We start from the raw sequence: 13768 nt of genomic DNA on the forward strand, positions 1-13768 counted from the left end.
GGCGCGCCGATCGCCCACACCCTCACCTTCCCCGAGGGCCAACTGCCGCCCGTGGAAGCCTTCTGATCGCTGACCGCGGACGACTCCGACAGCTTCCTCGTCGCCAACGCCGACGACATCTGCGCCGTCGGCCACTTCGCCGAGCCGCTGGCCGGCCCGGACGGCGCCACCACCCTCTACGTCCAGGCCGAACCGCCCGCCGACGCCGACCTGCAGACCGCCAACTGGCTCCCCATCCCCACCAGCGGCACGTTCACCGTCACCCTGCGCCTCTACGCCCCGATCACCGACGAGATCCCCGCCGACTGGCCGCCGGCCCCTGACCCCGGCCGACGAAGCCGCCTGACACCCGGCAGACGCGGCCGCGCGCGGCTACGAGCGCCGCACCGCCGTACGTCAGCGCGCCGGGCCGCTCCGGCCGCCGCGCGCGGCGGTGTCCGCGGCCGTGTCCGCGGCGCCGCCCGCGCCGACCGCGCGCAGCCGTGAGGCGGCGGTCGCGGCGAGCTGCGGCGCGAGCCTGGCGACGTCGCGGGAGCCCACCAGCGCGATCAGGCTCGGCAGCATCCACCGGACCGGCTGCATGCCGCGCAGCCAGGCCTGGGCGTAGACGTGCGCGGAGCGGCGGGCGATCCCGGCGACGATCCGGTCCACCGCGGGCTCCAGCGGGTACGTCTTGTTCGCCGGCCACGGCAGCCGGCTGCGCATCTGCTTCAGCACCGCGTCCTGGTCGGCGCCGCGCACCATGTCCGTGTCGGTCCAACTCAGGTACCCGACCCCGACCTTGACGCCCTGGTGGGCGACCTCGGCGCGGATCGAGTGGGCGAAGGCCTCCACCCCGGACTTGCTCGCGCAGTACGCGCTCATGAGCGGCGCCGGCGTGAGCGCCGCGAGCGAGGCGATCTGCAGCAGGTAGCCGCGGCTCTCGGCGAGCGCCGGCAGGAAGACCCGCGCGGTGGCGACACTGCCCAGCAGGTTGACCTCGATCACCCGGCTGAACGCCCGGTGGTCGCTGTCGGCCAGCGGCCCGCCGATGGCGATCCCGGCGTTGGCGACGACGGCGTCGATCCGCCCGTAGTGCTCCTTGATCCGCCGGGCGACGTCGCTCAGCGCGTCGAGGTCGGTGACGTCCGCCTCCCAGCTGGTGGCGGACGGGCCGCACTGCGTCGCGACGTCCTTCAGCTCCTCCGGCTCCAGGCCGAGCAGCGCGACCCTGGCCCCGCGCCGGGCCAGCTTCCGGGCGAGCGAGGCACCCACGCCCCGAGCGGCCCCGGTGACGACGACGACCTGCTCGGACAGCGGCGGGATGGCGTTCATGCGGCGGCGGTCCTCTCGACCTCGGGGACGGAGACGGGAACGGCGGTGGCGGGGCCCGCGGGGCCCGCGGGGTCGGCGGGGTCGGCGGCGGTGGGGCCGGCCGCCGGCAGGTGCGCGAGCGCCATCCGGTGGATCTCGGCGGCGACCTCCGCCGGCCGTTCCAGCGGCGCCATGTGACCGACCCCGGGCAGCAGCAACAGCCCCTGCGGGTCGGCCAGTTCGGCGACGATGCGGTGGGCGTGCGGCTGCGGGGTGAGCCGGTCCGCGGTGCCGACGACGACCGCGGTCGGCGCGGCGAGCCGGGCGAGCGGAGCGTGGACGTCCAGGCGGTCCAGCACCCTCGCCCAGTTGGCCCGGACGGCCGCCGGGCAGGCATGCACGATCCGGGCCGTCGCCTCGACCTGGCCGGCCGGCGAACCCGGCCCCATGGTCGTGTACTTGAGCACGGCCCGGCTCACCGGCGTGACCGGCCCGAGCGGCAGCCGGGCGTGCAGCATCCGCCGGTGCAGGAAGCGGCGCAGGCCCGCGGGGCGTACGGCCTGCGGCAGGACGGTGAGTTCGGCCACCAACTCCCCCGCCCCGGTGGAGACCAGGACGGCGGCGGCGGTGCGCTCGGCGACCTCGGCGCGGCCGCCGGCGGCCATGATGGTCATCCCGCCCATGCTGTGGCCCGCGAGGAGGGCCCGCTCCCACGCCGGAACGGTCGCGGCGAGCACGGCGGCCAGGTCGTCGACGAGCGCCCGGGTGGAGTACCGGGCCCGGCTCGGCGGGACCTCGCTGCGCCCGTGGCCGCGCTGGTCGTAGGCCACCACCCGGTAGCTGTCGGCGAGTCGGCGGATCACCGGGGCCCAGAAGGCGGTCGAGCAGGTCCAGCCGTGCGCCAGCACCACGGTGGGCGCGCCGGGCCGGCCGTGGACCTCGACGTGCAGCCGGATCCCGTCCGCCGAGCGGACGCTCAACTCCTCGATGGGAACGGGTGGTTCGTAGTCGGCGGGCAGCCGGGCGGCGCTCACGCGGACACCTCCTCGACGGACGCGGCGGACGAGGGGGCGGCCGCGGCGGCGGACTCGGCGACCGAGGCCGCGGCGGACGCGGGAGCCGGCACGGGCCGCATCGTCAGTTCGTACTCGCCGAGATCGACCTTGCGGGTGGCGCGGCGGAAGGAGGTGGTGGAGCCGGGCCACAGCACGGTGTTCTTGCCGTTCGGGTCCAGGTACCAGCTACGGCAGCCGCCGGTGGTCCACACCGTGCGGTCCATCCGGTGCTGCAGTTCGAGGTTCCACCGCCGCTGGGCGCGCGCGGTGGGCTGCATGGCGGCCGCGCCGACCGCGTCGAGCGTGGTCAACGCGTCTATCAGGTAGTTCACTTGGGACTCGATCATGAGGATCATCGAGCTGTTGCCGAGGCCGGTGTTGGGGCCGATGACGAAGAACAGGTTCGGGAAGCCACGCACCGTCGAGCCGCGCAGCGCCTCCATGCCGTCCTTCCACTCCTCGGCGAGGCTCGTCCCGTCGACGCCGAACACCTTGGAGCCGATGGGCATGTCGGTGACGTGGAAGCCGGTGCCGAAGACGATGGCGTCCACCTCGCGCTCGGTCCCGTCCGAGGCGACCAGGGTGGAGCCGCGCACCTCGCGCAGGCCGGCCGCGACGACCTCGGTGTTGGGTGCGGCGAGCGCCGGGTAGTAGGTGTTGCTCAGCAGGATGCGCTTGCAGCCGATCCGGTAGTCCGGGGTGAGCTTGGCGCGCAGCGCCGGGTCGGCGACCGCCTGGGTGAGGTGGCGCTGGGCGAGCTGCTGGACGACGCGCAGCAGGCCGGGGCGGCGCACGAAGGCGTCGACCTGGAGCTCGCGGAGCGCGAAGAGGGCGCCGCGGCGGACGGAGGTGGTGGCGGGCACCCGGGTGTGCAGCCACTTCTCCAGCTTGGTGATCTCGCGGTCCCGGCGTGGCAGGACCCAGGCGGGGGTGCGCTGGAAGACCGTCAGTTCGCCGACCTGCGGCTGGATCGACGGAATGATCTGGGCGGCGGACGCGCCGGTGCCGACCATCGCGACGCGCTTGCCGGTCAGGTCGTAGTCGTGGTCCCAGCGGGAGGAGTGGAACACCTTGCCGGGGAAGGCGTCGAGCCCGGGGAGGTCGGGGATCTGCGGGTCGGCGAGCGGGCCGGCGGCGGACACCACGGCGTCGGCCGTCCACCGGCCGGCCGAGGTGGCGATCCGCCAGTGGGTCCGCTCGTTGTCCCAACGGGCCTCCAGCACCTCGGTGTTGAAGCGCAGGTGCGGGCGCAGGCGGAAGACGGTGGCGACCTTCTCCAAGTAGGCACGGATGTCCGGCTGGCCGGAGAAGCTGCGCGGCCACTCGGGGTTCGGCGCGAAGGAGTAGGAGTAGAGGTGCGAGGGCACGTCGCAGGCGCAGCCGGGGTAGCTGTTGTCGCGCCAGGTGCCGCCGACCGAGTCGGCCCGCTCCAGGACGACGAAGTCGGTGATCCCGGCGCGCCGCAGGCGGACGGCGGCGGCGAGGCCGCCGAAGCCGGATCCGATCACCGCCACCCGGACGTGCGGAACGGCCTGCTCCGGCGCGCCCGCAGCAGGGGCGCCGGGAGCGGAGGCGTCGGGAGCGGCCGCGCGGGGAGCGGGCGCGCCGGGCGCGCCGGAGCCGGGGCGCTTGCTGCTGGATGCCATGCGGCCTCCTCCTGAGGGTGGGGGCGGTGATCGCGCGCTCCCGGGCCTGCCCCGGAACCGGACCCCGCCAATCGCGCCAGTAAACACTGGCACGGTTGGCAGGGTAGCCCTTGTTGACACCGGATGGAAGAAGCACGGCAGTGCGGATCCGGCGCGCGTTCGACAGCCCATTCTCCAAGCCGCCGAAGCCGCGACCGCGCGCACCTATGCTGAACGCCGTGGACAAGGTCAGCGCAGCCGCGGGCGACGAGAAGAACGGCGGACGCGAACACCGGCGCGAATACCGGGTGGAGGAACTGGCCGAGGCGGCCGGCATCACCACCCGCACCCTGCGCTTCTACCGCGAACGCAAACTGCTCCAGCCGCCCCGCAAGCAGGGCCGGATCGCCTGGTACGGCGAGGAGCACCTGGCCCGGCTGCGGATGATCGCCGAACTGCTCGACCGCGGCCACACCCTCGGCGGGATCACCGAACTCATCGGCGCCGGCGAGAGCGGCCGCGACGTCGCCGAACTCATCGGGCTGGAGGCCGCGATCGTCGCCCCCTGGTCGGACGAGACGCCGGTGCGGCTCGACTGGGACGAGCTCAAAGCCGCCTTCGGGGACCAGCTCACCGAGGAGAACACGGCCGAATCCATCGCCCAGGGCTACATCACCATCACCGACGACGGGATCACCCACGTCAGCCGGCGACTGATGGACGCCACCACCGAACTCGTCGCGGAGGGCGTGCCGCTCGCCGCCGTGCTCGACGCCAGCCGGCGCACCCGCGAGCACGTGGACGCGATCGCCGAGATCTTCATCGAGGTGGTCAGCGGGCACCTGCTCAGCGCGCTCTCCACCGACACCCCGCTCGCCCCCGGCGAGGCCGCCCGGCTCACCGAACGCATCCTGCGGGTCCGGCCGTTGGCCCGCACCGTCGCCGACGCGCAGTTCACCCTCGCCATGGACCGCCGGGTGCACGCCGAGTACGACGAACTGCTGCGCCAACGACGGGAGCACGGGCCGGAGGGCGAGCACGGACCGGAGGGCGAGCACGGACCGGGCGGCGAACAAATGACAGGAAACAACTGACAGATAACAGCGAACAACTTTCAGATGTTGAAAGCTGTTATCTGTTCGCTGTTATCTGTCAGTTGTCATCTGTTCGCCGTCAGCTGTCAGCCGGAATCCGCTCGCCGCCCTCGCCCCGGCCCCGGCCGCTACTCCTCCTCGTCGTCGTCCACCGCCCCCGGCGCGAGGGCGGGCGAGGGGAAGACGTGCCGGGCTTCGCCCCCGGCCCGCCAGACGCCGATCGCGAAGACCGCCGTCGCCTCCAGCAGCGCGGCCCGGTCGAGGCCGCCGCAGTGCACGGGCACGCACCCCATCGAGTCCACCAGCCCGGCGACCAGGGCGGCGGCGTCCGGATCGTCCCCGCAGTAGGGGACGCCGAGCGGCGCGCCCTCGAAACCCGGTCGCGGCATCGTCCAGATGCTCTCGTGGCAGATGCCGAACGCCTTCACCACCCGGGCGGCCGGGGCCGCCGCAGCGAGCCTGCGGGCGACGGAGTCCCCGCCGCCGGCCGTGGTCAGGGCCGGTCCGTCCGGGCCGGGGGCCATCGGCACGGTGCAGTCCAGCAGCACCCGCCCGGCCAGGTCGGCCGCCAGCGGCTCGACCACCGCCGCCGCCACCCCGGCCGGCACCGCGACCAGCACCGCCTCGGCGGACCGAACCGCCGCAGCCGGGTCGCCGCCGCCCGTCGCCCCGATCCGGGCGGCGAGCCGCCGGGCCGCCTCGGGGTCGCGCCCGCCCACCGTGACCTCGTGCCCGGCCCGTACCCAGGCTCCGCCGAGCGCCGCCGCCATGGCACCCGTCCCGAGGATGCCGATCCGTATCGTCCGCATGTCCCACTCCCCACCGTCGTCAGCCGTCTGCGCCGGACCCGCCCCGCTGGGCGAACCGCCGTGCCCCGGACGCTAGTCCGGCCGTTGCACACCGCCGGGTACGCAACGGATCGGGCAGGATGGGGGGATGGAGAGCGACGATCTGGGCGGCGGCGTGTTCGCCGCCGACTGCCGGGCCCGGCTGGCCTTCGAGGTGATCGCCAACCGGTGGGACAGCGTGGTGGTGTACGTCCTCGGCGAGCGCGGGCCGATGCGCCCCCGGGCGCTGCTGGCCCGGATCGGCGGGATCAGTCCGAAGGTGCTCAACGAGACGCTGCGCCGGCTGGAGTTCAATGGCTTGGTCGAGCACCGGCGTTACGCCGAGGCCCCGCCCCGGGTGGACTACGCGCTCACCGAGGCGGGCACCGCCCTGCTCGGCCCGATCCGCGCGCTCGGCGCGTGGGCCGCCGACCACGCGGACGCCGTACTGGCCGCCCAGGAGCGGCACCAGCAGGACGGACGGGACGGGCGGCACCAGCAGGCCGAGCAGCACGGGCAGCGGGTCGACGGGGCTCGCCGGTCGGCCTGACCACGGCGCCGGCGACGCGCCCCGACCGGGCGGGGGCGAAACGGGAACGGAGGAGCCCCGCCGAGCCGCACCCTGGGCTCGGCGGGACCCCTCGTCGGGGAGCCCGCCGGTCCGCGCCCGCCCAACTCGGGCCCGAACCGGCGTCAGTCCCGGCCTAGTTGACGTTGACCGCCGTCCAGGCGGCGGCGACCGCGTTGTACTCGTCGCTGTTGGCGCCGTACAGGTCACTCGCCGCGCTGAGGGTGGCCGCGCGGGCGCCCGCGTAGTCGGTGGTGGAGGTGAAGTACGCGGTCAGCGCCTTGTACCAGATCTGCGCGGCCTTGTCGCGACCGATGCCGGCGAGCGTGGAGCCGTCGTACGTCGGGCTGTTGTAGCTGAACCCGTTGATGGTCTTCGCGCCGCTGCCCTCGGACAGCAGGTAGAAGAAGTGGTTGGCGACGCCTGACGAGAAGTGGACGTCCAGGTTGCCGACGTTCGGGTCCCAGTAGTCCGCGGACGAGCCGTCCTTGCTCGGCTGGTCCATGTAGCGCAGCGGGCTGCCGTCGCCGCGCAGGTTGATCAGCTCGCCGATCTGGTAGTTCGGCGGGTTGGCGGGGAGGTTGGCGTACCACTCGACCATCGTGCCCATGATGTCGGAGGTGGCCTCGTTGAGGCCGCCGGACTCGCCCGAGTAGTTGAGCGCGGCGGTCGCGGCGGTGACGCCGTGGCTCATCTCGTGGCCGGCCACGTCGATCTCGGTGAGCGGGGCGGAGTTGTTGGCGCCGTCGCCGTACGACATGCAGAAGCAGTCGTCGCTCCAGAACGCGTTCACGTAGTTGGAGCCGTAGTGGACGCGGCTGAGGGCGCCGACGCCGTCGTTGCGGATGCCGTTGCGGCCGAAGGTGTTCTTGTAGAAGTCCCAGGTGGTGGCGGCGCCGAACTGGGCGTCCACGGCGGCGGATTCGCGGTTGGCGGCGGTGCCGTCGCCGAAGCTGTTGTTCGGGTTCGCGAACAGGGAGCCGCTGCCGGAGGTCCCGTTGCTCATGTCGCTGGTGGACTGGCCGCCGCGGGAGGCGTCCTTCAGCTCGTACTGCGAGCCGTTCTGGTTGGTGGTCAGCTGGACCTGGCCGACGAAGACGCCGTTGCCGGTGCCGACGGCGGTCTCGATCTTCTCGTGGGTGGAGAGGACCGCGCCGCTGGCCGCGTCGGTGATCAGGATCTGGCTGCTCGGGGTGCCGTCCTGGCGGACGCCCTCGACGGTGGTGCGGTAGGCCAGGCGCGGGTTGTTGTCGTTCGCCCAGACGACCAGCTCGGCCTTGCCGGTCTGGTGCACGCCGACCAGCGGGGACTCGTCGGAGTCGATGGTCTGGCCGACCGTGGCCTTGACGGCGCCGGCGGCACCGGCGGCGGCCTGGTCGGCCGGGATCCGCGGCGTGAGGCTCGGCAGCGCGATCTTGGCGGTGGCCGCCTTGTCGACCGACTTCACGCCGCCGTCCGCCTTCTGGTGGACGACCAGGTCGCCGCCGAGGACCGGCAGGCCGGCGTAGGTCCGCTCGAAGCGCAGGTGGCGGGTGCCGTCCTGGTCGATCACGGCGTCCTTCGCCACCAGCTTCTCCTGGTCGCCGAGGTTCAGCGCCTTGGCGAGCGGGGCGGACTGGCCGTTGGCCACGGCGACCACCGCGGCGTGCTGGTGGGCGGCCTGGGCCTGGATCGAGGGAGCGGCAGGGGCGGCCTGGGAGACGCTCACCTGGACGACGCCGGTCAGAAGGGCGGTGGCCGAGACGACGGCGACAGCCGCGAGCTTTCGCTTCACGTACGAGTCCTTCCGGGAAACCGCGTGTGGGCGCGGTCACGCCGCGTCCCGGGGGCCGGGGTCGGCACCTGTGGGGCGGAACGGGCGCTGACGTGCAGTGACCCCGCGCGTTCGAGCGGCTCGCCACCGTCGGGTGGGGGGTGGGGGCTACCGCCGGGGTTGTCCAGAAGCGTGGCAGTCCGGCCGCTGTTTTGACAGGTCTGCCTCAGGAATTGGCCAGGTCCCGCCAGTTGGTAAAGAGGGTCAAGTGGCGGACGAAACGGGACGATTCACCCGGCATCACCGAACGCTCCGGGCCCGATCCAGCCCGGCCGCCTGCGTCGACACCCGGCCGCCGATCGAGCGCGAGTTCGATCGGCGGCCGGCGATGGCGCCCGACCGACTTTTACATTCGTGTAGAAGTTTCCACACGGGCCCCTGACGGTCGGTGGCGAGGTCCCGCCACCGGGCAACCCTTGCCCGCCGCGCCCGGCCTCTGATAGGAGCCCCGCTCCTTCACCCCGTGGGCACCGTCCGGGGACGGGCCGTCACTGGAACCTCCATTGCTGGGCCGCGAGACCTTTCGTGCAGGTCTGCATGGTGACGCGCTGCCCAGCGCCGTTGGACGTCATGCACCGGGTGCCGTCGCCCAGGGTGTACGTGCCCGAACCGGCGGACTGGACCGTCCACCGGTAGGCGATGCTGAAGACGTCGCCCAGACCGACCGAGTCGTCGTTGAGGAAGCCGAACACGAGGTTCGGACCGCCGGAGTTGCACGCGCGGTACTCGTTCCAGCTGCCGGTCGTCACCACCCAGCCGTACTGCGCGTGGCCGCCCAGGACGACCGGGTTGCCGGCGTCGAGGTTGTCGTTGGCCAGACCGATCGCCGCGCCGGACGAGGCGCTGACGATCTTGGTCCAGCTGCTCCCTCCGCAGCTGGACGGCCGGTCGGAGGTCTGCGCCGGCGGCGGGTTGCCGCCGGCGCCGGACGAACCGCCGGACGACGGGCCGCCGGAGGAGTTCTGCGGCGGCGGCTGCGGGTTGGGGTTCGCGGGATTGGCGGGGTTGGCGGGTGCGGGTGCGGGCGCCGGCTGGTGCGCCGTGCCGCCGCCGGCCGCACCCCCGCCCTGGCCCCCGTTGCCGGACCCGCCGCCGCTGCCGCCCGCGTTGCCACCCCGGCCCGGCTGGGCGGCGGCCCCACCGGCCGCGCCAGCCGCCGTACCGGGCTGCTGCGGCTGCGGCGGCTGCCCCTGGTCGGGGGTGGCGGGCTGCTGGCCGGGCTGGGTGGCGCCCGGGGTCCCGGTCGGCGCGGTGGTGGCGGCCGTGGCGGTGTCCGGAGCGGCACCGCCCGGGGTGGCCGGGGCCGTCGCGGCGACCGTCTGCCGGGCGTCGGGCGGCGCGCTCGCGTTCGAGCTGCCGGGGCTGCGGTCGATCAGCAGCGCGGTCGCCGTGCCCACCGATATGACGGCCGGAATGATGATCGGCACCAGCAGGGTGCGCCGCGAGCGGCGCCTGACCGGTTCGGTCGGCCGGTCCGGATCCACCTTCAGCACCGGCTCCGCCTTCACCGCCGGCCGCGCCTTCGCGGCCGGGTCCGCATCCGCGGCCGGAACCGGAGCCGGCACCGCCGCGGCGGCCTTCCCCCGCAGGTCGACCGTGCCGGTGTCGGCCGCCGACCCGGGAGGCAGGCCGACCGCCGCCCGGGCCGCCGCCGCCATCTCGGCCGCGCTCGCGAACCGGTCCTCCGGCGCCTTGGCCAGCGCCCGGACGACCAGTTCGCGAACGGCCGCCGGGACGGTCTTCGGCAGGTCCGGCACCGGTTCGTGGACGTGCTTGATCGCGACCTGCACCGGCCCGTCACCGACGAACGGCAGCCTGCCGACCAGCAGTTCGTAGCAGACGACCCCGATCGAGTACAGGTCGGAGGCCGGCCCGATCCTGCCGTTCACGGCCTGCTCGGGGGACATGTAGGCGGCGGTGCCGATGACGCCGGAGCGCTTGGTGGCCTTGGTGCCCGCGATCGCCAGGGCGATGCCGAAGTCGGTCACCACCACGGCGTCGTCGCTGCGGCGCACCATCAGGTTGGAGGGCTTGATGTCCCGGTGGACGATGGAGCGCTGGTGCGCGGCGTGCAGCGCGTCCAGCGCGGCGGCCACCATGCCGAGGGCCCGCTCGGGCGGCATCCGCCCCTCCGCTTCGAGCACCTGGTTCAGCGGCCGGCCGTCGATCAGGTCCATCACGATGTAGGCGCAGCGGTCGCCGGTGTCCCCGCCGCCACCCTCACCGTCACCGTGACTGTCACCGTCGCCGTCGTTCTCGCCGACGCCGACGCCGGCACCGACGCCGGCACCGACGCCGACGCCGGTCTCGCCGTAGTCGTGGACCTTCACGACGCCCGGGTGGTCGATCGCGGCGACGAGCTGGGCCTCGCGGCGGAAGCTCTCGATCGCGGCGGCGTTGTCGAACAGCTCCGCGTTGAGGATCTTGACCGCGACCTTCCGGGCCAGCACCGAGTCGTGGGCCCGCCAGACCTCGCCCATGCCGCCGCGGCCGAGCCGCTCGATCAGCCGGTACCGGACGTTCAGCACGGTGCCAGAACCGATCATGCCCCCACCCCCCAGGTGTGTCGTGACCCGCCCGGCGGGTCGTCGGCCCACAGTGTGCCAGAGGGTGTCATGGCCTCAGAACCCTCCCTGAGGAGGGACATTGGGCGTGAGCGGCCGTCACCGGAGCCGGACGCGCCGGGCGTGCTCGGCGACCTCCAGCACGGCGGCGACGACGGCCCCGGGCCGGTCGGCGTGGACGGCGTGGCCGGCCCCGGGCACCACGACGTGCTGGCCCCTCGGGTGGCCGGCCACGATGCGCGACTGCATCGCGGTCCACCGGCCGCGCATCGCGGCGGGCAGGCCCTTGGTCGCGCTGAGGACGGTCACCGGCACCTCGGGCAGTCGCGCGGCGGCGCGGCGGCGGCGCAGTTCGGGGACGGCGAGGGCGGTGAGCCGGGTCTCGTCGAGGACGGTCCGGCGCTGGTGGCGGTGGGCGAGGACGGCGGCCTCGGCGACTTCGGCGGCGGTGGCGGCTCCGGATGCATAGGTGGCGGCGTCGGCGGTGCCGGTGGCGGGCCCGGGTTCCGCGAGCGCGGCCCGGAGCAGCCACACCCGGTTGAGCACCGTCTCGGCGGCCCGGATCAGCGGCGGCTGGAACTCCTCGTGCGCGGGGTCGACCAGGACCAGGCCGGCGACGAGCTCCGGCCGTTGCCAGGCGAGGAGTTGGGCCAGCTGGCCGCCCCAGCTGTGCCCGACCAGGACGGCCGGTCCGGCGTCGAGCCCGGCCACCAGGGCGGCCAGGTCGGCGACCTGGGCGTCCAGGTCGGGGCCGGCCGCGCGGCGCGGCTCGCTGGCGCCGAGGCCGGCCCGGTCGTACGCCACCACCCGGCGGTGCCGGGCGAGTTCGGGCAGGACCGGTGCCCAGTCGAGCGCGCCGCCGCCGCAGCCCGCGATCAGCACCACCGGGGCGGGGCCGTTCTCCTCGCCGGTGTCCCCACCGGCCTCCACCCAGCGCAACGCCCGTCCGTCGCGGTCGAGTTCTCCCGGCCGTACCCCGCCGGGGGTGCGCTCGGCCAGGGCCCGCACGACGGCGTCCTGGACGGCGCGCAGACCGGGCGCGCCCGGTGAGCTGTGTGTGTTCCGCATCGTCGATCCCCCCATGGATCCGTCCGCGAGGACGCAGCGCCCCCGCACGTTCGGCCACCCCCGTGGCCGGTCGATCATCCGACGCTGGCGGCCGTGCCGTACGAAAGGTCGAACACCGACCGTTCTGCGGGTGGCCGCGAGGCCAACAATCCGCGGCGGACGGCCGGGGACGGCCCGGTGGCGGTTCGGCGACGGCCGGTTCGGCGACGGCGGCTCGGCGGCCGGCCCGGTCAGGCGCCCCAGGCCCGGGAGCAGAGCACCAGCCGGTAGCCGTCCGGGTCGGACACCGTGACGCCGTGCTCGTCCCAGTACGGGTTGTGGGCCCGGACGCGGCTGCCACCGGCCGCCTCCAGCCGGGCGACCAGGGCGTCGTCGGCGGGCGCGCCGAGGTAGACGACGAAGAGGTCGTCCACGGTCGGGGTCGGTTCCAGCGGGTGCTCCGGGTCGTGGGTGAGCTCGAAGTGCCAGGCGCCGCCGGGCGGACCGACCATCAGCAGGTCGTGCTCGCCGGGCACCCGCTCGGTGGTGCGCCACAGCACGTCGAGGCCGAGGCCGCCGACGTAGAAGCGCTCGGCGGCCACCAGGTCGCGGGAGGGGCGGGCGATCCGGACCCGCGTCGTCGCATCGATCATGGACGGGACGCTAGCGCACGACACTGACAACCGGCCGCCCGGTACGGCCGGTGCGACCGGTACGGCCAGGAAGGCGGCAGCGGCGACCGGAGAGCGGAGAGCGGCCGACCCGCCGTCAGAGCCTGCGCAGCCGCTCCTCGTCGCAGGTGCGCGGGCAGGTCAGGCAGGCTTCGGCGGCCGGGGAGACGGCGTAGTAGAGGCAGCAGCCGAGCCGGGTGCGGGTGTGGTGGGCGCGCCCGTCCGGGGTGTGCAGGCGGCGGAAGTCGGCGGCGCCGGGGAGCGGGAGGGTGCCGCCGGGCAGGACGGCCGCGGCGGCGGCCACCGCGGCGTCCTCCTCGCCGAGCATCCGGCCGAGGTACCAGAGGGCGGAGGCGAGGTCGTCGGTGACCATGCCCCAGAGGGCGCGGTCGCGGCGGCGGGTGGGCCCGGCGAAGGCGGCGACCAGCGGTTCGAGGTGGGCGACCACGGCGGCGCGCAGTTCGGCGCGCAGCTCGTCCTCGCCGGGCGGCGGCAGCGGCGGGAGGGCGAGGTGCGGGCGCGGGCGCAGCGCGAGGTCGCCGCTGGGGGTGTGCAGCCAGAGGTCGGCGGGGGTGAGGTCGGGGACCAGGCGGGCCAGGTGCCAGGGGCCGGCGATGAGCAGGCAGGCGGACCAGGCGTAGTGGTGGAGCAGCCGGGAGGCGGTGACGTGGGGGCGCGGCGCGCGGCCGTGGGCGGCCGCGATGCGGTCCTCCTCCCCGGCCAGCGCGGCGGCCAGGGCCCGTTCGTCGGTGGCGAGTTCGGCTCCGGTGTGCCAGCCGTCCGCGGCGGCGGGGTCGGGGTCGGCGGGGCCGAGCAGGCGCAGGTCGAGCGCGGGGCAGAGCTCGCGCAGGCGCCGGTAGTCGGCCGTCGAAGCGGGCGGCGACGCGGGCGACGGGGGCGACGGGGGCGTACCGAGCGCATCGGGCCTGACAGGCGCAGCAGGCGCGGCAGGCACAGCAGGCGCGGCAGGCGCAGACGACACGGCAGCCGCAGCGGACCCGACGGCCACGGGCGAGGGCAGGGACGAGGGCAGGGGTGTTCCGGGGGTCATCGGCGCTCCCGAGATCGACTCCGGATGATCGATTAAGGTGAGCCTCACCTTACAATGCCTCAAGAGCACCACCGGCCACCCGGGACGCACCCGCCACGCCCACCGCACCCGCCCCACCCAGGGGCGCTCCCAGGTCAGAGCCCCGGAGGCGTCCGACCCG

The 13768-nt window shown here is 74.7% G+C and carries 12 protein-coding genes; 3 read left to right on the plus strand and 9 right to left on the minus strand.

Translation table 11 applies throughout. The features are described from left to right. Window positions 1-69 precede the first annotated feature (69 nt). The gene (locus tag AB2U05_RS05775; protein WP_369185904.1) at window positions 70-486 is read left to right on the plus strand and encodes a DUF1214 domain-containing protein; all 417 of its coding nucleotides are present in this window, start codon (window positions 70-72) and stop codon (window positions 484-486) included. On the opposite strand, the gene AB2U05_RS05780 is transcribed toward AB2U05_RS05775, so the two are convergent. The 3 genes from AB2U05_RS05780 to AB2U05_RS05790 are packed head-to-tail and all read right to left on the minus strand — an operon-like array spanning window position 397 to window position 3994. Further along, window positions 397-1314: an SDR family oxidoreductase gene (locus AB2U05_RS05780; protein WP_369182594.1), complete on the minus strand. Its 918-nt coding sequence runs from the start codon at window positions 1312-1314 to the stop codon at window positions 397-399. The genes AB2U05_RS05775 and AB2U05_RS05780 overlap by 90 nt on opposite strands. Next, the gene (locus AB2U05_RS05785) at window positions 1311-2327 is read right to left on the minus strand and encodes an alpha/beta fold hydrolase (RefSeq protein ID WP_369182595.1); all 1017 of its coding nucleotides are present in this window, start codon (window positions 2325-2327) and stop codon (window positions 1311-1313) included. The genes AB2U05_RS05780 and AB2U05_RS05785 overlap by 4 nt, the downstream gene beginning before the upstream one ends. Further along, window positions 2324-3994 (minus strand): flavin-containing monooxygenase, encoded by a 1671-nt coding sequence (locus tag AB2U05_RS05790; protein WP_369182596.1) that lies wholly within the window; start codon window positions 3992-3994, stop codon window positions 2324-2326. Before AB2U05_RS05790 ends, AB2U05_RS05785 begins: the two co-directional genes overlap by 4 nt. 218 nt (window positions 3995-4212) lie before the next feature. Here AB2U05_RS05790 and AB2U05_RS05795 point away from each other — a divergent pair, with 218 nt between their 5' ends. After that, entirely contained in the window at window positions 4213-5067 is an 855-nt protein-coding gene (locus AB2U05_RS05795; RefSeq protein WP_369182597.1) for a MerR family transcriptional regulator, read from the plus strand. 128 nt (window positions 5068-5195) lie between these two features. Here the strand turns inward: AB2U05_RS05795 and AB2U05_RS05800 are convergent, their stop codons facing one another. Then, on the minus strand, window positions 5196-5876 hold the full coding sequence (locus tag AB2U05_RS05800) for an NADPH-dependent F420 reductase (RefSeq protein WP_369182598.1): 681 nt from the start codon (window positions 5874-5876) through the stop codon (window positions 5196-5198). Window positions 5877-6003: 127 nt separating this feature from the next. Between AB2U05_RS05800 and AB2U05_RS05805 the strand changes: the two genes are divergently transcribed. After that, window positions 6004-6444: a winged helix-turn-helix transcriptional regulator gene (locus AB2U05_RS05805; RefSeq protein WP_369182599.1), complete on the plus strand. Its 441-nt coding sequence runs from the start codon at window positions 6004-6006 to the stop codon at window positions 6442-6444. A gap of 154 nt (window positions 6445-6598) precedes the next feature. Here AB2U05_RS05805 and AB2U05_RS05810 read toward each other — a convergent pair whose 3' ends face one another. From AB2U05_RS05810 to AB2U05_RS05830, 5 genes are all read right to left on the minus strand, one after another. Continuing rightward, complete coding sequence (locus tag AB2U05_RS05810) at window positions 6599-8236, minus strand: M4 family metallopeptidase (RefSeq protein ID WP_045693167.1); 1638 nt, start codon at window positions 8234-8236, stop codon at window positions 6599-6601. A 527-nt stretch (window positions 8237-8763) separates the two neighbouring features. Further along, window positions 8764-10821, minus strand: a complete 2058-nt coding sequence (locus AB2U05_RS05815) for a serine/threonine protein kinase (protein ID WP_369182600.1) — start codon at window positions 10819-10821, stop codon at window positions 8764-8766. Window positions 10822-10938: 117 nt separating this feature from the next. Next, window positions 10939-11907: an alpha/beta fold hydrolase gene (locus tag AB2U05_RS05820; RefSeq protein WP_045693166.1), complete on the minus strand. Its 969-nt coding sequence runs from the start codon at window positions 11905-11907 to the stop codon at window positions 10939-10941. A 230-nt stretch (window positions 11908-12137) separates the two neighbouring features. Then, window positions 12138-12539 carry a VOC family protein gene (locus AB2U05_RS05825; RefSeq protein WP_369182601.1) on the minus strand — a complete coding sequence of 134 codons (402 nt, stop codon included), beginning with the start codon at window positions 12537-12539 and terminating at the stop codon, window positions 12138-12140. 115 nt (window positions 12540-12654) lie between these two features. Continuing rightward, window positions 12655-13512, minus strand: a complete 858-nt coding sequence (locus AB2U05_RS05830; protein WP_369182602.1) for a (2Fe-2S)-binding protein — start codon at window positions 13510-13512, stop codon at window positions 12655-12657. Window positions 13513-13768 lie beyond the last annotated feature (256 nt).

The sequence above is a fragment of the Streptomyces sp. Y1 genome (assembly GCF_041053115.1).
GTDB lineage: Bacteria > Actinomycetota > Actinomycetes > Streptomycetales > Streptomycetaceae > Kitasatospora > Kitasatospora rubellomurina.

What these genes read in the sequence shown, in the direction of transcription:
- AB2U05_RS05780 (WP_369182594.1), bottom strand. Translation starts at nt 1,314, where the DNA reads ATGAACGCCATCCCGCCGCTGTCCGAGCAGGTCGTCGTCGTCACCGGG.
- AB2U05_RS05790 (WP_369182596.1), bottom strand. Translation starts at nt 3,994, where the DNA reads ATGGCATCCAGCAGCAAGCGCCCCGGCTCCGGCGCGCCCGGCGCGCCC.
- AB2U05_RS05800 (WP_369182598.1), bottom strand. Translation starts at nt 5,876, where the DNA reads ATGCGGACGATACGGATCGGCATCCTCGGGACGGGTGCCATGGCGGCG.
- AB2U05_RS05805 (WP_369182599.1), top strand. Translation starts at nt 6,004, where the DNA reads ATGGAGAGCGACGATCTGGGCGGCGGCGTGTTCGCCGCCGACTGCCGG.
- AB2U05_RS05815 (WP_369182600.1), bottom strand. Translation starts at nt 10,821, where the DNA reads ATGATCGGTTCTGGCACCGTGCTGAACGTCCGGTACCGGCTGATCGAG.
- AB2U05_RS05820 (WP_045693166.1), bottom strand. Translation starts at nt 11,907, where the DNA reads ATGCGGAACACACACAGCTCACCGGGCGCGCCCGGTCTGCGCGCCGTC.
- AB2U05_RS05825 (WP_369182601.1), bottom strand. Translation starts at nt 12,539, where the DNA reads ATGATCGATGCGACGACGCGGGTCCGGATCGCCCGCCCCTCCCGCGAC.